At 60.9% G+C, this 26,708-nt stretch carries 24 protein-coding genes and 2 tRNA genes; 11 read left to right on the top strand and 15 right to left on the bottom strand.

All coding sequences use genetic code 11. The annotated features are described in order from the left end of the window. Window positions 1-211: 211 nt before the first annotated feature. From NW845_RS01990 to NW845_RS01980, 3 genes are all read right to left on the bottom strand, one after another. On the bottom strand, window positions 212-970 hold the full coding sequence (locus NW845_RS01990) for a TIGR00297 family protein (RefSeq protein WP_414376593.1): 759 nt from the start codon (window positions 968-970) through the stop codon (window positions 212-214). Between the two features lie 48 nt (window positions 971-1,018). Further along, a tRNA-Ser gene (locus NW845_RS01985) sits at window positions 1,019-1,109 on the bottom strand. Window positions 1,110-1,215: 106 nt separating this feature from the next. After that, complete coding sequence (locus NW845_RS01980) at window positions 1,216-1,779, bottom strand: hypothetical protein (RefSeq protein ID WP_414363816.1); 564 nt, start codon at window positions 1,777-1,779, stop codon at window positions 1,216-1,218. A gap of 830 nt (window positions 1,780-2,609) precedes the next feature. Here NW845_RS01980 and NW845_RS01975 point away from each other — a divergent pair. Both NW845_RS01975 and NW845_RS01970 read left to right on the top strand, forming a co-directional pair. Further along, window positions 2,610-3,596: a PhoH family protein gene (locus NW845_RS01975; protein WP_414363817.1), complete on the top strand. Its 987-nt coding sequence runs from the start codon at window positions 2,610-2,612 to the stop codon at window positions 3,594-3,596. After that, window positions 3,593-4,318: an HAD-IA family hydrolase gene (locus tag NW845_RS01970; protein WP_414376591.1), complete on the top strand. Its 726-nt coding sequence runs from the start codon at window positions 3,593-3,595 to the stop codon at window positions 4,316-4,318. Before NW845_RS01975 ends, NW845_RS01970 begins: the two co-directional genes overlap by 4 nt. Here the strand turns inward: NW845_RS01970 and NW845_RS01965 are convergent. Genes NW845_RS01965 through NW845_RS01955 form a run of 3 tightly spaced genes read right to left on the bottom strand, consistent with a single transcriptional unit; the run spans window position 4,289 to window position 6,956 of the window. Further along, window positions 4,289-5,077, bottom strand: a complete 789-nt coding sequence (locus NW845_RS01965; protein ID WP_414376589.1) for an alpha/beta fold hydrolase — start codon at window positions 5,075-5,077, stop codon at window positions 4,289-4,291. The two genes, NW845_RS01970 and NW845_RS01965, sit on opposite strands and share 30 nt — an antisense overlap. Then, entirely contained in the window at window positions 5,065-5,793 is a 729-nt protein-coding gene (locus tag NW845_RS01960; protein WP_414376587.1) for a lysophospholipid acyltransferase family protein, read from the bottom strand. The genes NW845_RS01965 and NW845_RS01960 overlap by 13 nt, the downstream gene beginning before the upstream one ends. 29 nt (window positions 5,794-5,822) lie before the next feature. Continuing rightward, a complete protein-coding gene (locus NW845_RS01955; RefSeq protein WP_414370656.1) occupies window positions 5,823-6,956 on the bottom strand; it encodes a cob(I)yrinic acid a,c-diamide adenosyltransferase in 1,134 nt (377 codons plus the stop codon). Window positions 6,957-7,137: 181 nt separating this feature from the next. Between NW845_RS01955 and NW845_RS01950 the strand changes: the two genes are divergently transcribed. Together NW845_RS01950 and NW845_RS01945 are read left to right on the top strand one after the other, a co-directional pair. Next, the gene (locus NW845_RS01950; protein ID WP_414363822.1) at window positions 7,138-8,082 is read left to right on the top strand and encodes a PLP-dependent cysteine synthase family protein; all 945 of its coding nucleotides are present in this window, start codon (window positions 7,138-7,140) and stop codon (window positions 8,080-8,082) included. Window positions 8,083-8,156: 74 nt separating this feature from the next. Continuing rightward, window positions 8,157-8,237: transfer RNA gene (locus NW845_RS01945), tRNA-Leu, on the top strand. An 89-nt stretch (window positions 8,238-8,326) separates the two neighbouring features. Here the strand turns inward: NW845_RS01945 and NW845_RS01940 are convergent. Continuing rightward, complete coding sequence (locus NW845_RS01940; protein WP_414363823.1) at window positions 8,327-8,818, bottom strand: pentapeptide repeat-containing protein; 492 nt, start codon at window positions 8,816-8,818, stop codon at window positions 8,327-8,329. A 682-nt stretch (window positions 8,819-9,500) separates the two neighbouring features. Between NW845_RS01940 and lptB the strand changes: the two genes are divergently transcribed. Beyond that, entirely contained in the window at window positions 9,501-10,229 is a 729-nt protein-coding gene (gene lptB, locus NW845_RS01935; protein WP_414363825.1) for an LPS export ABC transporter ATP-binding protein, read from the top strand. A 10-nt stretch (window positions 10,230-10,239) separates the two neighbouring features. Here lptB and NW845_RS01930 read toward each other — a convergent pair whose 3' ends face one another. Then, a complete protein-coding gene (locus tag NW845_RS01930) occupies window positions 10,240-11,697 on the bottom strand; it encodes a pyruvate kinase (RefSeq protein ID WP_414376585.1) in 1,458 nt (485 codons plus the stop codon). Between the two features lie 267 nt (window positions 11,698-11,964). Between NW845_RS01930 and NW845_RS01925 the strand changes: the two genes are divergently transcribed. Continuing rightward, on the top strand, window positions 11,965-13,086 hold the full coding sequence (locus tag NW845_RS01925) for an LptF/LptG family permease (protein WP_414363827.1): 1,122 nt from the start codon (window positions 11,965-11,967) through the stop codon (window positions 13,084-13,086). Window positions 13,087-13,091: 5 nt separating this feature from the next. Here NW845_RS01925 and NW845_RS01920 read toward each other — a convergent pair whose 3' ends face one another. Beyond that, complete coding sequence (locus NW845_RS01920) at window positions 13,092-14,105, bottom strand: phosphate ABC transporter substrate-binding protein (RefSeq protein ID WP_414363828.1); 1,014 nt, start codon at window positions 14,103-14,105, stop codon at window positions 13,092-13,094. A gap of 92 nt (window positions 14,106-14,197) precedes the next feature. After that, on the bottom strand, window positions 14,198-16,249 hold the full coding sequence (locus tag NW845_RS01915; protein ID WP_414376583.1) for a ribonuclease catalytic domain-containing protein: 2,052 nt from the start codon (window positions 16,247-16,249) through the stop codon (window positions 14,198-14,200). 514 nt (window positions 16,250-16,763) lie between these two features. On the opposite strand from NW845_RS01915, the gene NW845_RS01910 reads away from it, so the two are divergent. Beyond that, the gene (locus NW845_RS01910) at window positions 16,764-17,396 is read left to right on the top strand and encodes a response regulator transcription factor (protein ID WP_414363830.1); all 633 of its coding nucleotides are present in this window, start codon (window positions 16,764-16,766) and stop codon (window positions 17,394-17,396) included. Window positions 17,397-17,585: 189 nt separating this feature from the next. Continuing rightward, window positions 17,586-18,794, top strand: coding sequence for a Coenzyme F420 hydrogenase/dehydrogenase, beta subunit C-terminal domain (locus tag NW845_RS01905; RefSeq protein WP_414376581.1), 1,209 nt, complete (start codon window positions 17,586-17,588; stop codon window positions 18,792-18,794). On the opposite strand, the gene NW845_RS01900 is transcribed toward NW845_RS01905, so the two are convergent. Further along, window positions 18,791-19,996: an aspartate aminotransferase gene (locus tag NW845_RS01900; RefSeq protein ID WP_414376579.1), complete on the bottom strand. Its 1,206-nt coding sequence runs from the start codon at window positions 19,994-19,996 to the stop codon at window positions 18,791-18,793. The two genes, NW845_RS01905 and NW845_RS01900, sit on opposite strands and share 4 nt — an antisense overlap. 167 nt (window positions 19,997-20,163) lie before the next feature. On the opposite strand from NW845_RS01900, the gene der reads away from it, so the two are divergent. Continuing rightward, window positions 20,164-21,540 carry a ribosome biogenesis GTPase Der gene (gene der / locus NW845_RS01895; protein ID WP_414376577.1) on the top strand — a complete coding sequence of 459 codons (1,377 nt, stop codon included), beginning with the start codon at window positions 20,164-20,166 and terminating at the stop codon, window positions 21,538-21,540. 35 nt (window positions 21,541-21,575) lie between these two features. Then, complete coding sequence (gene smpB / locus NW845_RS01890; RefSeq protein ID WP_414337930.1) at window positions 21,576-22,040, top strand: SsrA-binding protein SmpB; 465 nt, start codon at window positions 21,576-21,578, stop codon at window positions 22,038-22,040. Between the two features lie 212 nt (window positions 22,041-22,252). On the opposite strand, the gene NW845_RS01885 is transcribed toward smpB, so the two are convergent. The 3 genes from NW845_RS01885 to NW845_RS01875 form a co-directional block, all read right to left on the bottom strand. Continuing rightward, window positions 22,253-22,855, bottom strand: a complete 603-nt coding sequence (locus NW845_RS01885) for a glutathione S-transferase family protein (RefSeq protein WP_414363834.1) — start codon at window positions 22,853-22,855, stop codon at window positions 22,253-22,255. A 74-nt stretch (window positions 22,856-22,929) separates the two neighbouring features. Beyond that, entirely contained in the window at window positions 22,930-23,832 is a 903-nt protein-coding gene (era, locus tag NW845_RS01880; protein ID WP_414363839.1) for a GTPase Era, read from the bottom strand. A 152-nt stretch (window positions 23,833-23,984) separates the two neighbouring features. Then, entirely contained in the window at window positions 23,985-25,670 is a 1,686-nt protein-coding gene (locus NW845_RS01875; protein ID WP_414376576.1) for a SpoIID/LytB domain-containing protein, read from the bottom strand. A gap of 9 nt (window positions 25,671-25,679) precedes the next feature. On the opposite strand from NW845_RS01875, the gene NW845_RS01870 reads away from it, so the two are divergent. Next, a complete protein-coding gene (locus tag NW845_RS01870) occupies window positions 25,680-26,120 on the top strand; it encodes a DUF1818 family protein (RefSeq protein WP_414363836.1) in 441 nt (146 codons plus the stop codon). Window positions 26,121-26,178: 58 nt separating this feature from the next. Here the strand turns inward: NW845_RS01870 and NW845_RS01865 are convergent, their stop codons facing one another. Continuing rightward, window positions 26,179-26,481, bottom strand: coding sequence for a hypothetical protein (locus NW845_RS01865; RefSeq protein ID WP_414376574.1), 303 nt, complete (start codon window positions 26,479-26,481; stop codon window positions 26,179-26,181). Between the last annotated feature and the right edge of the window lie 227 nt (window positions 26,482-26,708).

The raw sequence follows: 26,708 nt of genomic DNA, 5'->3' as shown, positions 1-26,708 counted from the left end.
TCTAATTCCCAGTCAATCAGCGCGGAGGGAGAGCTTCTCCCTCTTTTTTATTTCTTGCTTCGCATAGCCATTCTCACTCTCAAAAAACAGTCATTCCAAACAGCAACGAAACGGTTCCTTGCCTCGTTATTGCTACACAACGCTGTCGCGAAGGCGCCGCTCCAACTCCCCTCTCCCTGAGGGAGAGGGGTTGGGGGTGAGGGGCCCCTTTTTAGGATCCGATCCCCAAAAGCGCTCCCAATCCCACGGCCAGGAGAGCTGCTAGGGTCGTTTGAATGCCGTTCACCACTTCATTGCTCATCCAAGCCAGGCGAGGTTGCAACACCACCCCCATCCAGCTTTCTGCCAAGGTGGCCAGAATCCCACCCAGACAGCAAATGCTCAGCCAAAACGGGTCTCCTCTTACCCACTCCCCACCGATCCCCCAGGCCAACGTGGCCATCCCTACCGCTGCCGCCATCCCTGCCAGGGATCCCTCCAGGCTCACAGCTCCCTCTGTGCCCGCCGGCACCGGCTGAAAGGTGGTGATCAAAAAGGTCTGGCGTCCGTAGGCTTTTCCCACTTCGCTGCTGACGGTATCGGCCAACTTGGCGGCGAAGCTGGCGCTATACCCCAACCACCAGAGGGGATGGGCAAAAAGTGCATATCCCACCGCACAGGCAGCCCCCGTCAGGGCAGATCCCCAGACATTTTCCGGCCCTCGCGCCCCCTCCCGCTTCTCGGCGATCCCCTGCGCCTGCTTGCGCCGGATCCCCAGCCGGGTAACGGCGGTGCCGACTAAAAAATAGGCGGCTACTACTAGGTAACCCCGCCACCCCAGGCCCCCCCATACCAGCAGGCCAAGCAAGCCTGCATGGAGAACCCCAGCCCGCGTCAACGCCCTTTGCGGGATCAGCAGAGCCAGCGCCACCAAGGCCAGGTTGAGCCAGAGCGCCACTCCCCACTGACTTAGAAGCCACACCTGACCCATCGGTGCCCTCCATCAGCAGAAAGGGCGGCTAGGAACTAGCCACGGCAACGGAGAGGGAGGGATTCGAACCCTCGACGGAGCTTTTGGGCCCCGTAACTTCTTAGCAGGAAGCCGCTTTCGACCACTCAGCCACCTCTCCAGAGCGGCAGAGACCTCAGCAAGCTGGGATCCAGCTGCTAGTTTACCCATTGTAGAAGATGGGATCCCACCCGGCAACTGTTCTCGAGCGGGATCCCTTCCGGAACTCAGCTCACCACCTGCACATAGATATCGAAGCTGCCGCTGTTGTCGCCGTAGCTGCCCTTGGCATCGTTGACGTTGAAGGCGATATCCAAATTGGGATCCAGATCCACCTCTTGGGGCTGCTCCGGCGAGGATTCCCAAACCTGATGGGCCACCAGTTGGGCGTTGGGCTGAAACAGCACGAGGCCGTAGCGGCAAAGACCCGGGTAGCGCCACTCTGGCGGGGTCGGGATCCCTTTGCCCAGAGGCGAGCGGATGCTGGTGGAGAAGGAAAAGCCGTAGCGCCAAGCCACATTTTTCACAAAAAAGCGCAGGCGGCTGGCCCGCAGCGGGCGTCCTTGCCAGTGCAAGATATTGCCCGGCTCGTGGTTGACCCGCAGGCCGTAAAAGGCGATCCAGCCCTGCAACTCCCCCTCTTGGGGCTGCGCGCCCTCAATCACCACGGCTTGGCTCCAGTCCAAGTCGCTGCCATCACAAGTAATCTGGGGCGGAACTTGGGCCGAATCTTGCCTTAAGTTCATTTGCGGCAGTTCTAAGGTATTGGGTGCAGCAGATTGAACAGACATGCCGTCTCCTTTTCTCTTGCAATCTTTTTGGATGTAATGTCTCAAGACAAACTAAGAACCAAGCCGATCCCAGATTCCCCTTCTGGAGGTCTACTGAGAGACCATCCTCCGGCAAATCTAGGTCACTTGAGAAGCTTTATCAAACAAAAACTCAAGGAGCAGAGAGCTCTTTTCTAAGCCATTCCGTTAACTCCTCTTCCCTACATGGAAGCGACAACATGAAAAACGGGGCACGAAGTCAACCTAGGCCCCATCAATTGTCAGATCAACTTTACTTGATGGGTAAGAGCTTTTCTAGAAGAAAAAAAGTTACTTGCAATATCTTTTTAGATATCCTCAGCGTTCTGTTAACTCCTTGTAACTTCAGTTATGAGCAAAAGCTGAATCCAAATCCCGATTGGTGTAAGTTTTCCCAGTTTGTGTTCCAGAACACAGCAGAGTAGCTTGGTAGCCCCGTACTTGAATGCGGGGCGGAAAAGCCTTAGAGCAGCTTTAGCTGCTGTTCAATGCTATAACTGCTGCTAAGTAAGCACCTACCCCGGTGAAAGACCCGGACAGTGCTGAAAGCCAGTAAGTAAGCGGAACTTTGAGACTTGGTTCCAAGGAACCGTCTAGGGGCGTCTTGACAACGCCTTTACGAGTCCGATTGTGGACTGCGCAAGAATCCCCTGACTTTAGTCGGTGGGAGTGTCAAATAAACTCTCCTCTTTGTTCAGCTTCCTGAAGTCAGTCTGGGGGGTTTGCAACGGTTGTCCAGAGGCCGAAGCGTGCTGTCCGGCAGTTTTGATAGAATCGCCATCACAGGTTTTAGGGCGCGCAGCGCCCACGGCATGCACAACAACTCAACTTCTTCCGCTCCCACCGATCTGGAGATCATCTCTTTGTTGGATCCGCGGCAGGCTATGTCTCTGGCGGGCGTGCAGGAGGCCAACCTGAAGTGGATCAGCCGCTGTAGCGGCGCCTCGGTAACGCTGCGAGGACAAGACCTGTACCTAAGGGGCACACCTCAACAGCGGCAGCAGGTGCGGCAGTGGCTAGAATTGCTGAGACCGCTTTGGCAAACTGGACACCCTGTTACTGTGATCGATGCCGAACAAGCCTTTCGCGCCCTCTCTAACCAAGAAGCTGACGCCTATCATCAGGCGCAGGTAAGTGTTCTGGCCCGCACCCGCAAGGGAGAGCTGATCCGGCCCAAGACGCCCCGTCAACAGGAGTACGTGCGAGCCATCCGAGCTCACGACCTCTGCTTCGGCATTGGGCCGGCGGGCACCGGCAAAACCTATCTAGCTGCCGTCGTGGCCATCACGGCCTTGCAAAACCGCGAGTATGAGCGCCTGATCCTCACTCGCCCTGCGGTGGAAGCAGGGGAGAAGCTGGGGTTCTTGCCTGGGGATCTGGTAGAGAAGGTGGATCCCTATCTACGGCCCCTCTACGATGCTCTGTTTGAGTTTATCGATCCGGCCAAACTGCCCCAGTTGATGGAACAAGGGGTGATCGAGGTGGTGCCGCTGGCCTACATGCGCGGTCGCACCCTGAGCAATGCTTTCATCATTCTGGACGAAGCCCAGAACACCACCCCGGAGCAGATGAAGATGGCGCTCACCCGCCTGGGGTTTCGGTCGCGCATGGTGGTTACCGGGGATCTCACCCAAACGGATCTGGGCAAACATCGCCTGTCGGGCCTAGCGGCTGCGGAGCGCATCCTGGCCGGGGTGGAGGGAGTTGCCTTTTGCTACTTTGACCAGCGGGATGTGGTACGCCACCCCCTGGTGCAGCGGATTGTGGATGCCTACGCCCGCTACGAGAGCCAGCAGTGAGGCCGAGGGTAATCTTCTTCGATGCCGTGGGCACGCTGTTTCGGGTGCGGGGCAGCGTCGGCCAGGCCTACAGCCAGGTGGCAGCAGCGTATGGGGTATCGGTGGATCCACAGGCGCTGGATCGCGCCTTTGCCCAAGCTTTTGCCAGCGCTCCGCCGCCAGCCTGTGCCGGTCTGTTGGGATCCTCTTTGCTGGCTTGGGAGCGGGCCTGGTGGCGGCAGGTGGTGCGCCAGACTTTTGCAGGGGTGGGATCCCTGGCTGCTTTTGGGGAGGAACGGTTTGAGGCGTTTTTTGCCCGCCTTTTCGAGTATTTTGCCGGGGCGGATCCCTGGGAACTGTATCCGGAGACGCTGCCGGTTCTCCAGGCCCTCCAGGGGGAAGGGATCCGGCTGGGGGTGATCTCCAACTTCGACAGCCGCCTGCCCAAGGTGCTGCAGGCACTGCAGTTGGAGGGCTATTTTTCCAGCCTCACCCTCTCCACCCAGGTGGGCCATGCCAAGCCCGATCCCCGCATCTTCCAAGCTGCCCTAGAGACCCAAGGGATCCCGCCTGCCGCTGCCTGGCACATTGGCGACAGCTACCGCGAAGACTACCAAGGGGCCAAGGCAGCAGGCTTGAGAGCCCTTTGGCTGGATCGAGAAGGGAAAGATAGCGCCTGCCAAGAGCGAATCGAAAACTTGTGGGGATCCCTCTCAATGCGCTGGAGCGGAATTAAGCAGTAGCGGGGCAAAAACCCCATCGGGCTTGAGCAAGTAGCGCCGCAGGTTCATCTGCCGCTCCAGAAGGCAGGCATGACCGCTCAAAGGCGAGATCTCCACCTGAGCCTGGGGCAGTCGCTCCGCCAAACGCTGCACCTCCTGCACCGAGGGTAGGAGGCGATCCCGCCCCCCCGCCACCAGCAGGGTTGGCAGCCTCATCGACTCCAGCGGCAAATCTTCTACAGCAAAGGAGCCCAGCAAGGCCAGGCGCTGGGCAGCCACCTCGGGAGCAACGCTGTGTACGGCCTGGCGCAACCGCTCCCGATCCGGCGGCTCCATTTGGCTTAGCTCCGCCAAAAATCCCAGCCCCCGCTCCGCCATCTGGTGGTAGAGCGCTGGCGGCAAAAAGGGCAGGAGAACATGGCCCGCCCACCACCAGGGCCGGCGCCGCAGGGATGAGGCCGGGTTGACCAAGATGAGGCCACGACAGCGCTCCGGCTGCTGGGCGGCAACGGCCAACGCCAGACAGGCCCCAAAGGATTCGCCGCACAGATAGGCCCCCTCTTCCAGTTGGGATCCCACCCAATCGGCCAGGCTCTCCCAGCTATTTCCCGCTTCGGGGTGGTTTAGGCTCAAAGGGCGGACGTGAAACTCGGCTTGCAGAGCCTGCGCCTGCCGGTAAAACAATTGGCCTGTGCCATCCATACCCGGCAAATAGAACAGCGGGGGCCGCTTCTGGTGGCTTGGAATAGAGGCGGTGGGCTTACCCTTCAATTTTTCCATCTCCTTGCCAACCCCAAGCGCACCTGTTCGCGGGCGGCTGCCGTTAACTCCTGAATTAGCTGCAGCCTCTCCTGGCGGCAGGTATAGCGCCCTTCTCCCCTCACCCAGAGAGGGGATCCCACCTTGAGCACCACCCGGCGATAGATCACCACCGGGTGCCCTCCTTGCTGCTGAAACCTGGGCTCGCTGGGATCAAACCAGCGGAAAAAAGCCATGGGAATATCCATCCCCCGCCACTCTTCCTGGGCCCACAAGGCCACCGGCAGGATTGGCAGAGGATCCACCTTGGCAGCCAAGGCCAGATGGGCAAAGCCCGGCTGGAACCGTCCCACCTCCTGGGGTGAGGTCTCGCGGGTAATCTGGTCTGCCCCTTCCGGGAAAATTCCCACCCCTCCGCCCGCTGCCAACGTGGCCTGAGCCTGGCGAAAAAAGTGGATCTGCGGCCAGGATCCCTGCTGGAGGGGGATACACCCCAGCGCCAAGGCGATCTCCCGCAAGAGGGGCACCTGGGATAGATAGTAGTGGCAGGCAAAACGAATTGGTCGATCCAGCCCCGCGATCAGCACCGGCGCATCCAAAAAGCTGCGATGGTTGCTCACCACCAGCAGCGGGCCTTGGGGAACCCGCTCCTTGCCCTCCACCCACACCTCCGTCTGGAAAAGAGCAAGTAGCAACTGGGCCACTGCCCTCGCATCTGGGAAGCCACTGACCTGCATAGGCGCTGTCAAGGATTCCATTCTCTTGCTCAATAGTCCACCCCGCGCCGCAGATCCGCGCCTTGCTCGGCATAGTGCTTGTGGCTCACCATTTCCGAATGGACAGAGGCCAGCTCAAAGTAGGGCAAAGGAGCATGGCAGCGCCCTGTGATGATGATCTCCGTGTCGCGCGGCTTGCGCAGCAAAGCCTCAACAATCGGCTCCACGTCCAATAGCTCCAGATCCACCGTGGGGTTGAGCTCATCCAGAATGATGGTTTTGTAAAGCCCGGAGGCAATGGCCGCCCGTGCCAACTCCCAGCCTCGCTCTGCCTCTACATAATCGATTTCCTGCTGCTTGCCCCGCCAGACAATGGCATCGCGGCCGCAGCGCTGGTGATCCACTAGATCAGGGTAGCTCTCCCGCAAGGCCCGAATGGCCGCATCTTCCGTGTAGCCCGTCCCCCCTTTGAGCCACTGCATGATCAACACCCGGTGGGAGAGATCCTTGCTGATGCCACGCCCAATAGCCTGCAGAGCCCGTCCCAGAGCGCTGGTGGACTTGCCCTTGCCGTTGCCGGTGTAAATCTCAATGCCGCTAAGGGGGGGCTGGCCATTCTGGGGATCCGTCGCCCGACGGACGCTGCGCATTTCTGAGTGCAGATCGGCCAGGTCGATAATTTCCTTGGGGGCGCCCCGCCCGGTGATGATAACTTCCATCTCCTCCGGCTTTTGCTTGAGGGTGCTGACGACCTCCTCCACCGGCAGTAGGCCCAGATCCAGCACCGGGTTCAGCTCGTCCAGCACCACCACCGAGTAAAATCCAGACGCCAGCGCCCCCTTGGCCACATCCCAGCCGCGGCGGGCCTCCTGACGGTCAAACTTGGTGATCTCGTCGGGGCCAAAGAACTCTCCTCGCCCCGTGCGCAGTTGATCAATGAGGTGGGGGAAGCCCCGCTGCAGAGCGGCAATCGCCGCGTCCTCCGCATAAGTGCGGCCCGGCCCCTTGAGAAACCGCACCAGCAACACCCGGCTGGGGGCCGCATTTTCGATTCCCAAGCCAATGGAGCGCAGCACAACTCCCAACGCCGCCTGGGACTTGCCCTTGCCCTCGCCATCGTAAACGTGGATCTGGCCTCGTCGGCGGTCAAACTGTTGCGCGGTTACAATGCCGACTTCTGCCATGCCCCTCCGCATCACGCCGCTGTCCAGAACTCGTGCTTCTCTACCCCCATCTTAAAGTCTAGCCAGAGGTTTTCGGGAAAGCGCGGAGAAGGGCCAGAAAAAGCCGGCAAGAGCCGATCAACACCGGGATAAGATGAGCAATGGTTGTCCAGCCCAGTGCCCATCTAGCGAGGGATCCCCCTTGTACCCGACTGTGTTTTCTTCTCGCCCCTTGCCCCCTGCGGTTGATAGCCCTATTGAGCTGGTGGGCGGCACGCCCCTCATTCGCTTACGGCGGGTTACTGCTGAACTGCCGCCATCGGTGCGAGTGTATGGCAAAGCAGAGTGGTACAACCCCGGCGGCTCGGTCAAGGATCGCCCGGCCCTGAACATGATTCGCACTGGCGAACGCGAGGGCAAGCTGAGGCCTGGCAAGATCATCCTGGATGCCACCAGCGGCAACACGGGCATCGCCTATGCCTGGATAGGGGCAGCTTTGGGGTACAAGGTGAAGCTGGCCCTGCCGGCCAACGCCAGTCCAGAGCGCAAGAAGATCCTCGCTGCCTATGGGGTGGACTTGGTGCTCACGGATCCAGCCCTTGGCTCCGATGGGGCCATCGAGAAAGCCCGCGCCCTCTACGCCGAAAACCCCGATCTCTACTTCTATCCTGACCAGTACAGCAACCCCGCCAACTGGCAGGCCCACTACGAGACCACAGGGGTGGAGATCTGGGAGCAAACCCAGGGGCAGGTCACCCACTTCGTGGCCGGCCTGGGCACCAGCGGCACCTGTATGGGGGTAGGGCGGCGCCTGCGGGAGTACCGCTCTGATATCCAGATCATCGCCATGCAGCCCGACTCCCCCTTCCACGGCCTCGAAGGCCTCAAGCACATGGCCACCGCCCTTAAGCCGGAGATCTACGATCCCACCCTGCCGGATCGGCACGTCGAGGTCTCCACCGAGGCGGCCCAAAAGATGGTAAAACGCCTGGCTCGGGAGGAGGGCCTGCTGGTCGGCATCTCCGCCGGCGCCAATGTGGTGGCTGCCCTGCAGGTGGCGCGTCAGCTCTCGGCAGGGGTGGTGGTTACCATCTTCTGCGATGGGGCCGACAAGTATCTCTCCGAGCGGTTTTGGACAGAAGACTAAACTCGCCCGTACTGCAATGGCCCCTCCTCTTAACAGCTCCGCCCTTCTGCCGCTATGATGGTTAAGCCTAGAATGCGGATGTGGCGGAATTGGTATACGCGCACGTTTGAGGGGCGTGTGGCTTTGCCTTGCGAGTTCGAGTCTCGCCATCCGCACTGAGCCTTCACCCCCAGGCCCTCCCCCTCCTTGGGAGAGGGGAAATGGTCAGCGGTGGGCCAGCCGAGAATTGATCTCGACTTTTGCGCTATTCCCGAACGGCGCCCTGCAGGCGTGTGCCCCAGGTGCGGGCAAAGCTCAGGTCAGCCCCAGTCAGATTGGCATCGCGCAGATCGGCCCCGCGCAAGTCGGCGCCGTAGAGGGAGGCGGAGGAGAGATCGGCCCCCCGCAAATCGGCACCCCGCAGGTCCGCTCCCTCCAGGTAGGCACCGCTGAGGTCGGCGCCACGCAACTGGGCGCGCCGCAGATTGGCTCCCACCAAGTAGGACTGGCTGAGATCGGCGCCAGTGAGGATGGTGCGCTCCAGGTTGGCCTCGATCAGGTCGGCACCCTGGAAGTTAGCCTCTGCCAGATCGAGGTTGCTCAGCTCGAGGGATCCCAGCCGGCAGTTGGGACAGGTTCGCGAAGCGATAAGATAGCGCAAGAAGCAGGCGTTGGGGGTTGTGGCGGCGGCAGTGGAGGCCACGGCTGCTGTGGTCAGTAGCGCTAAAACGGCGGCAGCTTTGAGATGGAAATTCATGGTAATCAAGCCTCATGAAAGGTTGACTGAGACAATCCGGCAGAGCGGGGTTGTTCTGCGTTGGTCACATGATAGTGGCATCCGTCGGCTTCGACCACTCCACAGGTTTGCCTGGGCTCCCGCATTGACAAATTCCCTCAAGCTGCGATGACGTTGTGGCCTTATCGCCCTAGAGCTGGTGGGCTATCGCCGGGCGGGGGAGGATCTTGCAGCAGCGGCTCCACCCAATGCCAAGACAGTTGCCCCAGTCCCAGCAAAACCGAAAGTATCGCCGAGGCAGCCAAGACACAATCCCAGCGGATTGCCAGCCGAAGAGGATGGTTCGGCTTGCCTTTCCTCGAGCTGGGCCGGGCGACGGGCAAGCTGTCCCAGGAGGGGAGAGGGCGACAACGCAGGAAGCAACGGCAGCGGCGACAGCGACGATCGGAGTCGAGGTTGAGCCAATGGCAAGCTGGACAGCGGAGCATGGGAAAGGCCAGGGATCCCATCCGGGTGCAGCGCGAGCAGTTGCGGCGTCCGGCAACCATATCCGAAGATCTTCCCAATTCCCATGCAGGTGGTCAATTCTGCTCGTCCCCCTCTAGATCAGGGGTCGAGTTCGGGTCAGCCTTGGGAGAGAAGCCTCTGTGGAACTAGCCCTCCAAAATTAGTCAGCATTGAACAGCAACCCTGTGCCGATCCTATGCAGATTCGACTGGAAAACATCTGTAAGCGCTATGGCCGCCGTGAGGTGGTGAGCGACGTCAGCTTGCACATTCAGCAGGGAGAGGTTGTGGGGCTGCTGGGGCCCAATGGGGCGGGGAAAACCACCACCTTTTACATCATGACCGGCCTGATCCAGCCCAACCGTGGCCATGTCTGGCTGGATGACCAAGATATTACCCATCTGCCGATGCATCGCCGCGCCCGCTTGGGGATCGGCTACTTGGCCCAGGAGCCCAGCATCTTTCGTCGCCTCAGCATTCAAGACAACCTGCTGTTGATCATGGAGCAGACGGGGGTGCCTCGCCGCCTCTGGCAGCAGCGACTCAACCACCTGCTGGAGGAGTTCCGCATTGCCCATGTGGCCCACAGTTTGGGCTTGCAGGTGTCGGGGGGAGAACGGCGCCGCGCCGAAATTGCCCGCGCTCTGGCTGCCGGGATCCACGGGCCAAAATTCCTGCTGCTGGATGAGCCCTTTGCGGGGGTGGATCCCATCGCAGTGGCAGATATCCAGGAGGTGGTGGCCAAACTTAAGCAGCGGGGCATCGGTGTTTTGATTACTGACCACAACGTGCGGGAGACGCTGGAGATCACCGACCGGGCCTACATTCTCAACGATGGGGCCATCCTGGCCAAGGGCACGGCAGCAGAGCTGGCGGCGGATCCCTTGGTGCGCAAGTATTACCTGGGGGATAAGTTCCGCCTCTAACGAGCTTCCTCTACTGCCAGGAATACAAAGCCCGTAGGCGTTGGCTTTTCTTGTGCTGGTGGGCTTGCATCCGAGCCAGCAGCTCATCCAGAAGGGCAACCGCCTCCAGGAGATAGGGGCCCTTATTGAGCATGACGCACTCGGCGCGGGCAGACATCACCGCATCGGAAAGCTCAGGCCGCGAGGGCAGGCCCTCTTTGGTGAGCTGATCCAGCACCTGCGTAGCCCACACCACGGGCACATGGGCGGCCTCACAGATCCACAGCAGTTCCTCCTGGATCTCGCCCAAGCGCAGCCAGCCCATCTCCACAGCCAGATCTCCCCGGGCAATCATCACCCCCAGCGGCCTATTAGCAGCCGTCGCAATGAGAGCCGGCAGGTTTTTCACCGCTTGTCGGGTCTCGATTTTCAGGATTAACCCCAAGTCAGGCCGAGCCTGGCACCGCTCCAGCTCAGCAAACAGCACCTGCAAATCCGCCGGCTGCTGGACAAAGGAATAGCCCACCAGGTCGGCATACTGCACCACAAAGTCCAGGTCTTGGCGGTCTTTCTCGGTCAGGGGCTGGATCGGGAGCTGGCTGTCGGGAAAGTTGAGGCCTTTTTCGGCTCGCAACTTCTTGCCCTGGGGAGCAACTCTGTCCACCTCCAGTACCACGCCTGCTGGCTCGATCCCCACGACGCGGGCGCCAATCTTGCCGTCGTCGATCCAAACAGTTGCTCCCACCTGCAGGTTTGCCAAAACCTCCGGCAGAGTGCAAGCCACCTGGCAGGAGATGTCAGAGTTGACCGGCGGCATGGCTGCCGTGAGCAGGATGCGATCCCCGCAGTACACCTTGGCTTTGCCGGGGGGCATGGCCACCGGGCCAGTGCGGATCTTGGGGCCGGCCAGGTCGAACAAAATCTTGCAGCGCCGTTGGGTCTGGGCTTCGGCCCAGCGCAAGTGGGCCACCATTTTCTCCCACCCCGAGGGATCGTCGTGGGCGCAGTTGATTCGCGCTACATCCATGCCCCGCTGCAACAGTTGCAGCAGCAGCTCTGGCTGCTCGGCAGCTTCGCCGGGCAGGGTTACCATGATGCGGGCGCGGCGGTGGGCGGAGGGAGGGCCAAAGAGAACCGCAGTGTGCTGCTCCAGCGCCATGTCTCCAGCGTAAAACTCCTCATAGCTGGGCCCCTTGTGGCTTAGGCCCTGCGTGGCTGCCAAAATGGCAATCACCGCATCCAGGCTCTCCAAAACCCGCGATTCACACCGTCCCAGCGAGGACAGCCCCACAGCAGCCAGCTCCAATTGCAGGTTGCGCAGATCGTGTTGGCGCAGCGCCAGGTAGCGCGCCAGGTTGCAGAGGGCTGCAGGAGGATCTGCAGAACAGCCCCAAGCGGCCAGGTAGGTCTGGGATCCCTCGACCACTTGCCGGCGCAGCTCCAGGAGTCTTTCCAGCAAGCCTTTGAGATTGGGGAGAGCAGGAGCCATGCTCGGAGATTTTGCAGAAATAACCGGCCAGGCCCAAGGCTAATTCTGAGCACACTTTTGCACAATCATAGGTCGATCTAGGGGGGCAATCAACCTTTCGTTCCCCAACGTTCCAGTCTAGAGTCGTTAACAGCCTTCGGCTCTCCCGAAGGGCTGGCTGTCCTAGCTACTACTTCCTTAGGCTGCGTGAAACTCTCTTCTCCCCCCACTCCTTATTCGGTTGAGCAGTCCTGCCCCAGGCTCTCCCTCGTCTGTGCGGTAGGCCTGATGGATCGCTACGTCGTCTCGGAGATGCTGCTGCCTTTTCTGTTTGGGGTGGGGACGTTTACCACCCTGGTGATGGCAGTGGGATCCCTGTTTGAGCTGGTGCGCCTGGTGGTAGAGGCGGGGCTGTCCCTTTCGGCAGCGTTGCAAGTGTTTGTGTTGCGGGCACCGGGGATCATCGTCCTGACGTTCCCCATGTCCATGTTGCTGGCAACACTGCTGGCCTATGGGCGCCTGTCTGCTGATAACGAGATCACTGCCCTGCGGGCCTGCGGCGTGAGTCTCTACCGTCTGGTGGTGCCTGCTCTCCTCCTCAGCCTCTTGGTGACGACGTTAACGTTTCTCTTCAACGAGCTGGTGGTGCCGGTGAGCAACCGCCAGGCGGCCCTGACTTTAAACCGTGCTTTGAACCGGGATCCGGACTTTCGCCGCGAGAACATCCTTTACCAAGAGTTTGGCGAGATCCTTACGCCCGAGCCGGACGGCAGTTTTTCCCGCCGGCAAGGGCTAACCCGTCAGTTCTATGCCCGCAGCTTCGATGGCCAGCAGATGCGCGGCGTAATTGTCCTCGATTTTTCCAACGAGGCTCTCAGCCAAATTCTCCTGGCGCAACGGGGGCGCTGGGATCCCCAGGAGAACCTCTGGGTGTTTGAAGAGGGCACCACCTACCTCGTTTCGCCCGACGGCACCTACAGCAACATCGCCACCTTTGCTCGGCAGGAGCTGCGTCTGTCGCGGGCGCCGCTGGATTTGGCCCAGGAGGTTCGCAGCCCCGAGGAGATGAACATTCAAGAGCTGCGCCGCTACATTGAGGTCATCGCCAGCTCAGGGGATCTGCAGCGGGTACGCCGCCTCCAGGTCAACCTCAGCCAAAAGTACGCCATTCCCTTTGCCTGTCTGGCCTTCACCTTGATCGGGGCGCCTCTGGGCCTGCGCCCCCAGCGCACCAGTTCTTCTCTGGGCCTGGGCCTCAGCGTGCTGATTATCTTCGCCTACTACGTGCTGCTGTTTGTCAGCCAGGCGCTGGGGCAGATCGGGACGCTGGGGCCGGAGGTGGCAGCTTGGTTGCCCAACTTCATCTGCTCCGCAGTGGGACTGGGACTGCTTTACCGAGCCAATCGCTAGGCTAGCTAGCGCAGCGGGATGAACTCGGTGCGGCCAATAATTTGTTGGCCTTGGTCGGAGAGGGCGTAGTTGATGAAGTCAGCCACCACGGGGCTGGTTTTTGGCGGCACCACCAAAAATACGTTGCGGGCCAAAGGATAGCGGCCACTTTGAATGGCCTCGCGAGTGGGCATTTGGCCATCAATGGGCACCATCCTCACCGTTTGCTGGTTCTGCACCTGATCCACAGTGCTGTAGGTGATGCCGTCTTCTCCCAAAGCCCGCAGAAGGGGAGTGGTGACATCTTCAGTGGCGGTGGTGAAGTAGGGCGGGTTGTCGGGGGCAAAGGGCAGCCCCAGTAACACCAGCTCTTGGAAGACAGTGTAGGTGCCGCTCTGGGGGGCGCGGTTGAGAACGCGAATTGGGCGATCCGGGCCGCCCACCTGACTCCAGTTGGTGATCCGACCCTGGAAGATATCGGCCAATTGCTGCAGCGTCAGGCCGCCTTTGTAGGGGTTGTTCACCCCCACCGCCACCGCCAGGGCATCTTTGGCCACCGGGATCGCCTGCAAACCGGCCTGCACTTCGCTGGCATTGAGGGGGCGGGAGCTGGCGGCCATCTGGATGCGCCCTTCCATCAGGGCCTTGAGGCCGGCATTGGAGCCGTTGGGTTTGCCATCGGGGATCCCGTAGGTGAGGGGAATGCCGGGGTTGCGCTGGCTGTAGCCTGACTTCAAGGCCAAGACAAGGCGAACCATGGTGACGCTGCCATCCATCTGCAGCACCGCCGGGTTGGGCAGGGAAGTGTCCAGCTTAACCGGGCCGGCAGGCAGATTGGGAGCTTGCGCCTGGGGAAGGTTGGGTGCCGTCGGTGCCTGTGGCTGGGCAGCCGGAATCTGGCTGGGGACAGAAGGCACGTTCCCTCGATTCAGGAAAGAGTCAAATAGGCCGGAGCGATAGGCATACCAGCCGCCTCCCCCCAGTATCGCCAGCAAAAGAATGTAAACAATCGGAGGCGGGCCAGAGCTTTGTGCGGTCATGGGATCCCCTCAGAGAAATTCGCAGTCCGGACATTATGAGACCTTCCCCTTCCGTTGTATCAATTGCCTGGGGAGATTGGGTAAGCGTCAGGTTAAGGGGCATCCCGTCCCACCTCGCGCAGCTCGATCACATCCGCGCGGGGATCCGCCTGCACGACTTCCAGTTCAATCCAAGCCGCCAGAGGAACCTGGCGTTCTAGGCGCACCGGCACCCGAAAGGCAATCTCCTCCAGCAGAGCCATGACGAGGTTTTCCTGCTCCCGCAGATAGCCCAAGACCAAGGCCCGCCAAATCTGCCCCGGCCGCTGGCGCAGGTACTCGATGCTCCAGTAGCGCTTGGATTTGCGCTCCACTTGAACCGCTTCTGCCGTGCCTGGCTCGATGGCCAGCAACAACTGCTGCACCTCGGCTTCGGTCAAGGGCAAGGGATCCCCCCGCAAAAAGGCCTTGATCTGGTAGTGGGCCACCAGATCCAGGTAGCGGCGAATGGGGGAAGTTACCTGACAGTAGGCATCGAGACCCAACCCCGTATGTCGCCCCGGTTGGGTGGCCACCTCTGCCCGCGATAGACAGCGCATGATGGCAAAGGATCTCACCGGCCCCTGGGGATACAGATCCAAAACCTCCGGCGGGGGGAGCTCAGGGGCCGGCTGCAGGCGATAGGGCACCGGGATCCTGTTTTGGCAAGCAAAGCGAGCAGCCACCTCACCGGCCAGCACCATCATCTCCGCCACCATCTGCCGCGCCGGCGTATCCTCAATAACACGCAGGTGGGGGATCTCGTCCATGACCTTGATATCTTGCTCCGGCAGGCCGATCTGGATGGCCCCTTGAGCCAGGCGCCAGGCGTAGCGCCAGCGAGCGGCCCGGGCAATGGCCGTCAGTTGTGCCTCTGCCCCCAACTCCAGCATCTCGTCGGCATCGTCATAGGTGAGGCGGTAGTTGACCTGGATTTGGCTAAGGCAGATCTCGTAGTCCCGCACGGCACCGTCGCATCCCAGCCGGATGCCGAAGCTGAGGGCAGGCCGCACCTCCCCCTGCACCAAGCTCATCAGGCCGGTGGACAGCTCCGGTGGAAACATCGGGATCACCCGCTCGGGCAGATAGACGCTGGTGCCCCGCCGGCGGGCCTCCAGATCCAAAGGATCCCCCCACTGTACCCAGCAACTGGGATCGGCAATGTGGATCCAGAGCTTGATCTCCTCATCCGACCAAAACTCGACGCTGAGGGCATCGTCGATATCGCGGGTGCTGGCGTCGTCGATGGTGTAGGTGTGGAGATGGGTGAGATCGCGGCGCAGATGGGGATCCAGGAAGGGAGGAGGGCCGCCCAGCAAAGTTTGGGTGTAGCGCTCCACCTCCTTGGGAAACTGGGTGGGGATCCCGGTGAGGCGCAGAGCCAGGTTCTCGTGGCGGCTCCACAGGCCCAGGGCTACCAGGGCGTCAAAGGCTCCTTGGGGAGTGTCGGGAAATCCCATCAGTTGCAGCAGTTGCGAGGCCCGCTCCCGATCCGAGGGGGTAAGGTTGTGGGAGAGATCCTCGTGGCTGCGAATGCTGGCCGCCGCTCCCTGCAAAGCTAGGCGCTCCAGCAGCTCCAGACGGGCTCGCTCCGCTGGGGTCCAAGTGTACTTTTGCCCAGGCTGGGCCACCGCTGCCCTTAGGCGGGCCTCAAACTCGGCCTGTTCCTGCTGCCGCTGCTGGGTGACGGCAATTTGATGGCGGATTTCCTTCACCTGCGCCGGGGTACGCGGCTCGTAGCCTTCCCCCTTTGCCTTAAAGTAGATGAAATCCTCACTCAAAAGGCGGTAAGCAGCATAAGTAGAGACCGGGGAATCGTCGGAAAACAACAACTGGGCCATCTCCGACAGGCTCAGGGGCCGGCGCTCCTCCTGAACCAATTCCCAGGCCAAAGCCAAACTTTCGGGATCCAACTTCGCCTGCACCGCCTGCCAAAAGCCCGGGATATCCGCCACCGTAAAGTTGGAATTGCCGTTCAAGGCAAAGGTAATTTGGCGAGGGTGAACGCTGTGCACCTGCCCCGACGCTACGCCCAGCAGTAGGTTCTTTTTGCCCTCGGTGCCCTGAACTACGGCCAACACACGGTCGTTATTGTGGCGAAACTCCACCAGTGTGCCCTTTTCCACCCTTTCTCCCCATGTCGGCTGTTGTTGAAGTGCAGGCTTTCCTCCATTTTCCACCAGCTCTGCCCGCCTGCCCACGCGGAAACCCCGGCCAGAAGACACGCAGACACGAGAACTGGCAATCTTTGCAGATAAATACCTAAGGAGAATATGGGTATACGGTACTATGTATACATAAGACACCTACGGGATACAGGCCTTCCGGTAGAGTATGGTTACGTATTCCACACCACGATTCCAAGGGAGGGGCAAGTTCTGACAAGTTTCTAGGATCAAGTTACCAACTGGGATCCCTAAATTGCGTAGAGATACTGTTGCCAGCATTTCTCAAGCATGCAGTTTCCACTTCCATATGGTATTCTGGGCTCTGAGGGTAGGATACAGTTACCCCAGGCTGCTACTTAGTTAAGCTAGGGGTGTGCCATAAGAGGGCACCCATTGTGGTTTGTTTTCCCTAGACAAAGTTAGGGAAGGAGAGCTGTGCTTTTTCCCTCTTCTAGCGCTCAAAAGGTCAGCCGTGGACAACCCAAAGCGACTGTTGCTTGTCGATGACGATCCCAACCTGATCCTGCTGGTAAAGGACTACCTGGAGTTTCGCGGTTACGAGGTGGTGGCGGCGAGCAACGGTCAAGAAGGGTTAGAGGCGATGCGCCATTTCACTCCGGATTTGATCATCTGCGATGTGATGATGCCGGAGATGGATGGCTACACGTTTGTCCAGACCATTCGCTCCAACAGCGCGACGGACTGGATCCCGGTGATTTTTTTGTCGGCGCGCGGGCAAACAGCCGATCGGGTGCGCGGGCTCAACACGGGGGCAGATGTTTACCTGGTCAAGCCCTTTGAAGCGGAAGAGCTGGTGGCCCAGGTGGAGTCGGTTCTCAAGCACACGGAGCGCCTGTTGCAAATGCGAAGTGTCGGCATTCAGCCGGTCATCAAGCTGGATCGGGAAATTGAGCTGACCCCCACGGAAACCAAGGTGCTCCAGCATGTGGCTAGAGGGATGTCCAACCGCGAGATTGCCGAGGTGATGGGGGTGAGCCAGCGCACCGTCGAAAGCCATGTCAGCAACATGCTGGCCAAAACTGGCTTGCACAACCGCACCGAGCTGGCCCGCTGGGCCCTCGAAAGTGGTTTGGGCAGGGGCTGAGGGGCCGCCGAGAGAACTTCTGCTGTCCAGTGGGGTGGGCAAGCTGTGGGCCTCACTGGGCGGCGGTGAAGGTGGCCAGTAGGAGGGGGGATCCCTCAACTTTTCTGCCCTTGTCTGTCGTTTTGGCAGCAAACTGAAGAAAGTGAGGTAACCGGTCAGGGTGCCTCTGTCCACTACGGTCTAGAACCCATGGGATCCCGTTCCCCGCGTCCGGCCCGACCCATCCGCTCCGGCCACTATCCGGCCAAAGAGCTGTGCAGCCAGTGCGGCCTCTGCGATACCCGCTATGTCGCCTACGTCAAAGAAGCCTGTGCCTTCTTAAACCAGCAGTTTACCCACCTGGAAGAGCAAACCCACGGGCAATCCCGAGAGTCGCTGCGCTCCGAGTCGACTGCCGTTAGCGACAGCGACTACTTTGGCGTCTACGAGGCAATGTACACGGCCCGCAGGCGGGATCCAATCCCGGGTGCCCAGTGGACGGGCATTGTCAGCAGCATCGGCATGAAGGCCCTCAGCAGCGGCCTAGTAGAAGGGGTGGTGTGCGTGCAGGCGGATCCCCAGGATCGCTTTCAGCCGCGGCCTGTCTTGGCGCGTACTCCGGAGGCGGTTTTGGCGGCGCGGGTTAACAAGCCAACCCTATCCCCCAATCTCTCCGTGCTGGAGCAGGTGGAGCAAAGTGGCCTCAAGCGCCTCTTGGTTATCGGGGTGGGCTGTCAGATCCAGGCTTTGCGGGCGGTGGAGAAAAAGCTGGGCCTAGAGAGGCTTTACGTGCTGGGCACGCCCTGTGTGGACAATGTCAGCCGCGCCGGCCTGCAGAAGTTTTTGGAAACCACCAGCCGCTCCCCGCAAACGGTGGTGCACTACGAATTCATGCAGGACTTCCACATCCACTTCAAACACGAAGACGGCTCGGTGGAAAAGGTGCCTTTTTTTGGCCTCAAGACCAAAGAACTCAAGGACGTGTTTGCCCCCTCTTGCCTTACCTGTTTCGACTACGTCAACGGCCTGGCAGATCTGGTGGTGGGCTACATGGGATCCCCCTTTGGCTGGCAGTGGCTGCTGGTGCGCAACTGGCGCGGGCGGGAGCTCTTGGATCTGGTTTGGGAAGAGCTGGAAACCCAACCGGTGATCTCGCAGGGATCCCGGCGAGCAGCAGTGCAGCAGGGGATCCAAGCCTACGAGCAGGCTCTGAGCTTGCCCATGTGGCTGGCTCGGATCCTGGGGGCAGCAATCCAGCGCTTTGGGCCCCGTGGCCTGGAATATGCCCGCTTTTCCATTGATTCCCACTTTGTCCGCAACTATCTCTACCTGCGCCGCCACTACCCCCACAAGCTGGAGCAGCATGTCCCTCCCTTTGCCCGGCGCATTGTAGAGCAGTACCAACTCCCCTCTCCCTAGCTGGAGGTGAGGTAGCGGATCCCGGCTTCCGCCCAGCGGTCGATGGCCTGGCCCAAGCGCTCGCAATCGGCAATCAGGCTAATTCGCACATAGCCTTCCCCCCCTTCCCCAAAGGCGTTGCCGGGGGTTACGACCACGCCCGTAGATTCCAGCACCCGCAGGGCAAACTCCGTCGATCCCTCGGGAGTGCCGTCGGCAGCGCGGGGGGTCGGGATCCAGAGGTACATTGTTGCCCGCGGCGGCTCAATCTGCCAGCCCAGCTCCGCCAGGCGGCTAATGAGATAGTCGCGCCGGCGGCGGTAGCGCTCCTGCACCTGCTGTAGGTAGCTCTCTGGCAGGGCCAAAGCCGTCTCGGCCGCCTTCTGCAGTGCGCCAAAAATGCCGTAGTCGAGGTTGGTTTTCAGGGTGCGCAGGCTCTGGATGATCTGGCGGTTGCCCACCACAAAGCCCACCCGCCAGCCAGCCATGTTGTAGGTTTTGGAGAGGGTGTGGAACTCCACGGCCAAGTCCTTGGCGCCGGGGATCTGCAGCAGGCTGGTGGGTCGATAGCCGTCAAAGGCCAGCTCCGCGTAGCACAGGTCGTGCACCAGAATGAGCTCATAGCGGTGGGCAAAGGCCACCACTTCTTCAAAAAAAGAGCGGGGCGCCACCGCCGCCGTTGGGTTGTTGGGGTAGTTGAAGTAGAGCACCCGCGCCTGCTTGGCCACCTCCGGCGGGATCTCCTGCAGGTCAATGAGCCACTCCTTCTCGGGGCGTAGCAGCAGCGGGTAGATCTGCCCGCCGGCAATCATGGGCCCGCGAAAATGGGCCGGGTAGGCGGGGCTGGGCACCAGCACCAGATCCCCCGGATCCACATAGGCCAAGGCCAGGTGGGTCAGGCCCTCTTTGGATCCCAAAAGAGGCAGCACCTCCCCATTGGGATCCAGCTCCACTCCATAGCGGCGCCAGTACCACTCAGCAATTGCCTGGCGGAAGCTGGCCGTGCCCTCGAAGGGTGGGTAGCCGTGGTGGACGGGATCGGCGATGGCCGCCTGGGCCGCCTCCACCACCGGCTGGGGGGTGGGCCCATCGGGGTTGCCCATGCCCAGATCGATCAAATCTAGCCCCTGCTGGCGGGCGCGGGCCTTCAGCTCATCCAAGCGGGCGAAGACGTAGGCAGGCAGCTTGTTCAAGCGTTGGGCGGGGACGAGAGCGCGGTTCATACAAATAAATAGAAAGGCAAGCCGACACCTGGCTCACTTGGGGTTAACTGCACAGCTTACCGCCAGACCCGCACCTGAAGCAATGCGAAGCAGGGCCGAGCTTGGGTATCCGGGATCCCAAAGGCTAGGATAGAAATCTAAGTTCGGTTTTGTGGCAAGGCAGAGCAGTGGCTTTACCCCTTGTGGCCGTTGTGGGTCGCCCCAACGTGGGCAAGTCCACCCTCGTCAACCGCCTAGCGGGGGTGCGTTCGGCCATTGTCCACGATGAGCCGGGCATCACGCGGGATCGCCTCTACCAAGAGGTGGAGTGGAACGGGCGCCGCCTGCAGGTGGTGGATACCGGCGGCCTGGTCTTTGGCGACGACAGCGAGTTCTTGCCCCACATCCGCCAGCAGGCCATGGCGGCGATGGCGGAGGCGCACGCTGTGATCTTTGTGGTAGATGGCCGTGAGGGACTGACCCCCGCCGATCGGGAAGTGGCCGATTGGCTGCGCAAACAACCCCTGCCGGTGGTGGTGGCCGTCAACAAGTGTGAGTCGGGGCAACTGGGCCTGGCCCAGGCGGCGGCTTTTTGGGAGTTGGGGCTGGGGGAGCCGATCCCCTGTTCCGCCATCCACGGCAACGGAGTGGCAGAGGTACTGGAGGCGGTACTGCCCCATTTGCCTGAGGTAGACGAAGCTGCAGCAGCAGCGGATCCCATCGCCGTGGCCATTGTCGGCCGGCCCAACGTAGGCAAGTCCAGCCTACTCAACCGCCTGGTGGGATCCCAGCGGGCCATTGTCAGCCCCATTGCCGGCACCACCCGCGATGCCATTGACACTCTGGTGGAGTGGGAGGGGCAGAGCTATCGTCTCATCGACACCGCCGGGATCCGCAGAAAAAGCCGGGTGGAATATGGGGTGGAGTTTTTCAGCATCAACCGTGCCTTCAAAGCCATCCAGCGCTCGGATGTGGTGCTGCTGGTCATTGACGCCCTGGAGGGGGTAACCGAGCAGGATCAGCGGTTAGCTGGCCGCATTGAAGAAGAAGGCCGCGCCTGCATTATCGTCGTCAACAAGTGGGACGCGGTGGAAAACAAAGATACCTACACCATCAACGAGTACACCCGCGAGATCCGTGAGCGGCTTTACTTTATCGACTGGGCACCCCTGTTGTTTGTCAGCGCCCTCACGGGGCAGCGCACCCACAAGATTTTTGCCGAGGTCAACACGGCGGTAGCCGCCCATCGCAAACGCATCCCCACCGCTGTGGTCAACGAGGTGCTCCAGGATGCCCTTGCCTGGCAATCGCCCCCCGCTAACCGCCAAGGCAAGCAGGGCAAAATCTACTACGGCACCCAAGTGGCGGAGCGGCCTCCCACCTTTCTCCTGTTTGTCAACGATCCCGATCTCTTCAAAGAGAACTACCGCCGCTACTTGGAAAAGCACTTCCGGCAAAACCTCGACTTCACAGGCACCCCCATTCGCTTTCGTTGGCGCGGCAAAGCCGAGCGCCTCGTGGGACGGGCAGTGCAAAAATTAGAGGGATCCCTGGCCTCTCGTTAGGCCCTGTGGAGGACGGAGCTCTATTCTGAAAGCCTATGGCTGTGGATCCCAACGTCAAAACCCTGGTGGAGAATCGTCGCGCCCGCTTCGAGTACGAGATCTTGGAGACCTACGAAGCCGGGCTCCAGCTAACCGGCACAGAGGTCAAGTCAATCCGAGCCGGCAAAGCCAATCTCCAAGACGCCTTTGCCCTCTTTCGCGATGGCGAGGCCTGGCTGCACAACCTGCACATCTCCCCCCATGGCACCGCCAGCAAGGTGTTCAACCACGATCCCACCCGCCGCCGCAAGCTGCTGTTGCACCGCCGCGAGATCGACCGTCTGCGGGGCTTGGTGGAGCAAAAGGGCCTGACTGTGGTTCCCCTGAGGCTGGTGCTTAACCGCGGCTGGATCAAAGCGCATCTGGGCGTGGCCCGCGGCAAGAAGCTCCACGACAAGCGGCAGGCCATTAAAGAGCGGCAAACCCAGCGAGAGATCCAGCGAGAGCTCAAGGGGCGCTAAGGCCCGCCAAGCTTCCGGCAGCTTCCAATGGGGTGGCCAGCGGGGCAGCCTAGGCGATCCCAAATGCCGCTGGAGCCCTTCGTTGCAGCGATTTCCAGTTTTCCCCTCCCTTGGGCAGAGAGGCTGGGGGTGAGGAATCCTCCGATAGGCTTGGAAGCAAAATCCAACTCGGTCGGCTGCAGGGGGAGGGAAGGAGCCGCCGCCAGCAAGTTCTAGGCACCAGGGAGGGGGAAGAAGCGGTCGGTGGTTTTCACCCGCTCACACCAGGCGCGGATGTTGGGGAAGGGTTTGAGGTCGAAGCCGCCCTGCTCCGCCACGTGGGTGTAGGTAAAAAGGGCCAGATCTGCAATCGTGTAGCGGTTGCCCACGAAGAACGCTTTCCCCTGCAAATGGCCCTCCATGATCTCCAAGGCCTCTGTGCCGGATTTGAGGTTCTGGGCAATCAGCTCGGCGTGGGCCTCGGCTTGTCCAGCCCGCACCAGGAAGCGGGTGGTGGCAATGTAGCGGGCAATGCGGGTCTGTTCAAAAAGCAGCCATTTCAAGATCTCGGCTCGTTCCAGCCGCGTTTGGCCGTAGAGGGGGGTGTCTTCTGCTAAGTAAACCAAGATTGCCGCCGACTCGGCCAAGACCGTGCCGTCTTCCAGCTCCAAAGCCGGGATCTGGCCCAGAGGGTTCTTGGCCAGGTACTCGGGGCGGCGATTTTCTCCGACCCTAGAATTGACTTCAACCGTCTCGTAGGGGATCCCCAACTGCCTGAGGAGCAGCTCCACCTTGTAGCAATTGCCGGAGGTGGGGATCCCGTACAGTCGCAGCATGGCCGTTATCCTTCACGTGCAGCGTTGCATCTCCATAATTAGCCGCAATCACCGCTCCGCTCAACCCAAGACCCCTACGTCTCGATGCGGTAGCCGAAGTCGCGCAGCAGGTGCTCGGAGCGCCGCCAGTGGGGCCGCACTTTGACAAACAGCTCCAGGTATACCTTGCCGGCAATCAGCTTTTGAATCTGGAGGCGGGCGGCCTGGCCGATCTGCTTGAGCCTCTCTCCCCCCTTGCCGATGAGGATCCCTTTTTGCGAGTCCCGCTCCACGTAGAGGGTGGCTAGGATACGGGTAACGGTGGGGGTTTCTTCCACCTGGTCGATGGTTACGGCCACCGAGTGGGGCACCTCCTCGCGGGTATGCAGCAGCACCTGTTCGCGGATCAGCTCCGCCATAATGAACCGCTCTGGCTGATCCGTCACCAAGTCCGGCGGGTAGTAGTAGGGGCCGCTAGGCAGCAGGTCAACGGTGGCCTGGATGAGGGGCGCCAAACTGCTGGGATCCAACGCCGACACCCAGACGACAGGGGCGTTGGGCCGCAGGGCTTGGTAGCTCTCCTGGTGAGCCTGGCGCGTGGCCGCCTCTTTGGGCACAAGATCGGCTTTGTTGCAGACAAGGATGCAGGGGGTAGCAGCAGGGATCCGCTCAGCAATAAAGGCGTCGCCGCGACCTGCTGGCACTGAGCCGTCCACCACAAAGAGGACGACATCCACGCTCCCAATGGCAGCCTGGGCGTTGTGTACCAAGATCTCCCCCAGGCGGTGGTGGGGCTTGTGGATGCCAGGGGTATCCACCCAGATGATCTGGGCTTGCGGCAAAGAGAGGATCCCGCGCAGACGGTTGCGGGTGGTCTGGGCCACGGGGGAGGTGATGGCGATCTTCTGGCCCACCAGAGCGTTCATCAAGGTGGACTTGCCCACATTGGGCCGCCCGATTAGCGCCACAAACCCCGACTTAAACCCCGGCGGCGCCATCGGGATGGCCGACAGCTCCCCGCTTTTGATACCACTGTGCTCCCCCTCTACGCCCGCTTGGGCTGCCTCGGCCTCCAATCCCTGCCGAGAGGGCTCCCGAAGAGGGGGATGGCTGGCACTTTGTTCCTGTTGCTCTCCTCCCATCGTGTCCCTTATCTCTGGTAGCCGGACAAGGACTGCACCTGGCTATTGTCAAAGGCCAGCGAAGCCTCAGGCAACTGCAGGGAGAGGGATCCCAGCTCAGCCAGGGTGGTACCGGGGTAGTAAAAGGCGAGGATTTGCGCCGCGTTAAACCCCTGCCGCGCCAGGGTGTAGGCGCCGTACTGGCTCAGCCCCACCCCGTGACCAAAGCCACCGCCGATAAAGCGGTAGCCTGTCAGCCGCTCGCCCTGTTTCAGGGGTTCCACGCGAAACAGGGTACTGTACAAGCGGGGAAAAGCCAGGCGCACTTGATCCTTGCGCAAAACCATTGAGTAGGGCCCTCGGGGCGTCTGCAAGCCCACTTGCAGCGCCTGCACCCGACCACTGACCGAGCGCTCCAGGACGTGCAGCCCCTGGATGGTTGTCCACTCGGGAAGAGGGATCCCGAGGTACTCTTGAGCGGCCCGCAGTTGGGCGTTTAGCTCCTCCAGCGATTGAGAGAACTCCCAGCGGAAGAGGCGCGATACCCCCGCTTCGTTGAAACCTTCCCGTCGGGCCAGAAAGGCTTGCAAGTCGCCCTCCTGCCGCAAATCAAAGAGCTGATCGGGTTGGTGGGCAATGTCAGCGCGAGGGCGCAGGTAGGGGCGCGGCTCCCCGTCCCAAACTTCTTCAAAACCTGCCGAGATGCCGCCGTTGGTGGAAGAATAAACGGCATCCACCAGCTCGCCGTTGTAGGTGAGCACCAGGCCGCTGGTCTGGCGAATCGCCTCATCAGCCCGTGGGTGGGTGCCGCTCAGCCCCTTGTAAACCTGGCAGTGGGTGTTGGCACAGAGCTGGTAATCGTCGATCCGAAAGCGGTGCAGGTTCTTGAGAGCATAGGTGCGCGCCAAGATGGCCTGGGCCGCCATGGCGGCAAAGGGAGCCCCTGGCCCCACCTCATGGGGCACCACCCCCCGCAAATAGGTTTCCAAGGGCACAGCGTTGACCACCGTATAGCTGCCGTAGGCATTGGGCTGAAGGGTAATCGATCCGGCGTAGTAGCGGTCGTTCACCCGCAGATAGCCGGCATCGGAGGTCACCCTCAGGCGAGTGCGATGGTAGCGAAAATGCTCATGCACCCAGCTCAGCTCCGCCCGTTCGCGTCGCTCCTGCACCTCCAGCCGCACCTGGGGGATCTCTTTTGCTTGCGCATATTGTTGAATCTGGATCAATTGTTGGGGAGTGTAGGCGCGGCTGGCCCACACCTGCCATTCCTGGGGCTGGGCGATCTCAGTGCGGACGCCCAGAGATTCCCAAGAGTTGGCACTGGCCTCGGCGCTCTCGAAGCTTTTGTGGCTGCTGAGGATAAGGCGGTACACGGTTTCCGGGCTGGCTAGGGCGCGGTTGACGATTCCAACAGTTACTCGCGGAGTGCGCTGCCTCTGGGTGCTGCCGTCGGCCTGGGCAAATTCCAGCGTCAGCAGCGACCCCCTTGGCGCTGCCAACTCCACTTGATCTTTGTTGGAACGGCCAAAGTGCTGCAGGATGCCCACATGTAAAACTGGGTTTTGCGGGGTAACCACCGTCGCCCAAGTCTCCCCAGGATCCCCTCCGGCAGCATGGAGCGCCAAAGCCGCAAGCAGCGCCCCCAACCCAGAAATGAGCGTACCCGGCAAGGGGAGCCGGCGCTGGGGGAAGGGAGGCTGGTAACTGGGCATAGGCGCTTTATGCTGATCATGCACCCCGTTGATTCTACCCGCATCTCTTTGGCCTACCCTAGTATGGATGCTTTTTTCTCCTATGCCCCTCCTCCTCTGCGCAAGGGATCCGGCTGGCGACTGGGCTGGGATCCGGCGCGCTCCCCGTTTGTGGCCCTGGTGGGGGGAGAAACGTGGGCGCTGGAGCTAACCCTAGAAGAATGGCAAGCGTTTGTGCAGGGGGTGTATCGTCTGCAGCAGGATATGGAAGCTGTCGCCTCCCAATTGATGGCTGAGGAGAGCATTACACTGGAGCAGACCTTTCCTGCCCTCACGTTGATTGCTAGCGGCAGCGCCACCGCTTGGGGCCTCTACCTCCAGTTGCACCAGGGCCGGCGCGGCGAAGGTTTCTGGCCAGCAGAAGTTGTCCCGGAGCTGTGCCGTGCCCTCGAGCAATTCCAGGAGTGCTGACCCGCCGCCGCTTACAGGTTTTGGGGAGGAACCCAAGGGAACTCAGGTCAAACTCCAATCAATTGCTGAAGAAAAGATACTTGATAAACCCTGAGGCCACCCCAACCACTAGGGCCACGATCGCGCCGCGGCTGATGAACTCCTGTTGGTCAAGCCGCTTGCTGTAGCCATCCATTTTGCTGCTTAGCTCCGCGATTTTCACTTCCAGGCTGCTATGGCTGAGATCGATCTTGGCTTCCAGCTCGTTGCGAGTGAGGTCAATCTTGGCTTCCAGATCGGTTTTGACCAGCCGGATTTCGCTTTTGATCTCCGTCACCTGGATTTCCAACTTGCGGTCGATGCCCTCCAGCTTTTTGTCCAAAGCCAGGAAGAGGTCTATGAACTACCCCACCGCGCAGGCGGGTGGGGTTTCCCCATCCGCTTTACGGTGAGATTTTTGTCTCTTCCTCTGCCCCAGTTGCTTCATCGTTCGCGGCAGCGGGACGGAGTCCATCCCGTGTACCGGGTCTCCGAAGTAGAGCTGAAGCATCCAAGACTCACGAGGCGGGTTCCCAGCCCCGGTTGCTGATTAGTAGCAACGTTGTAGAA

It is taken from the genome of Synechococcus sp. H60.2 (assembly GCF_047462315.1).
In the GTDB taxonomy this organism is placed as follows: domain Bacteria; phylum Cyanobacteriota; class Cyanobacteriia; order Thermostichales; family Thermostichaceae; genus Thermostichus.
This window is presented reverse-complemented; position numbering and strand designations above follow the sequence as displayed.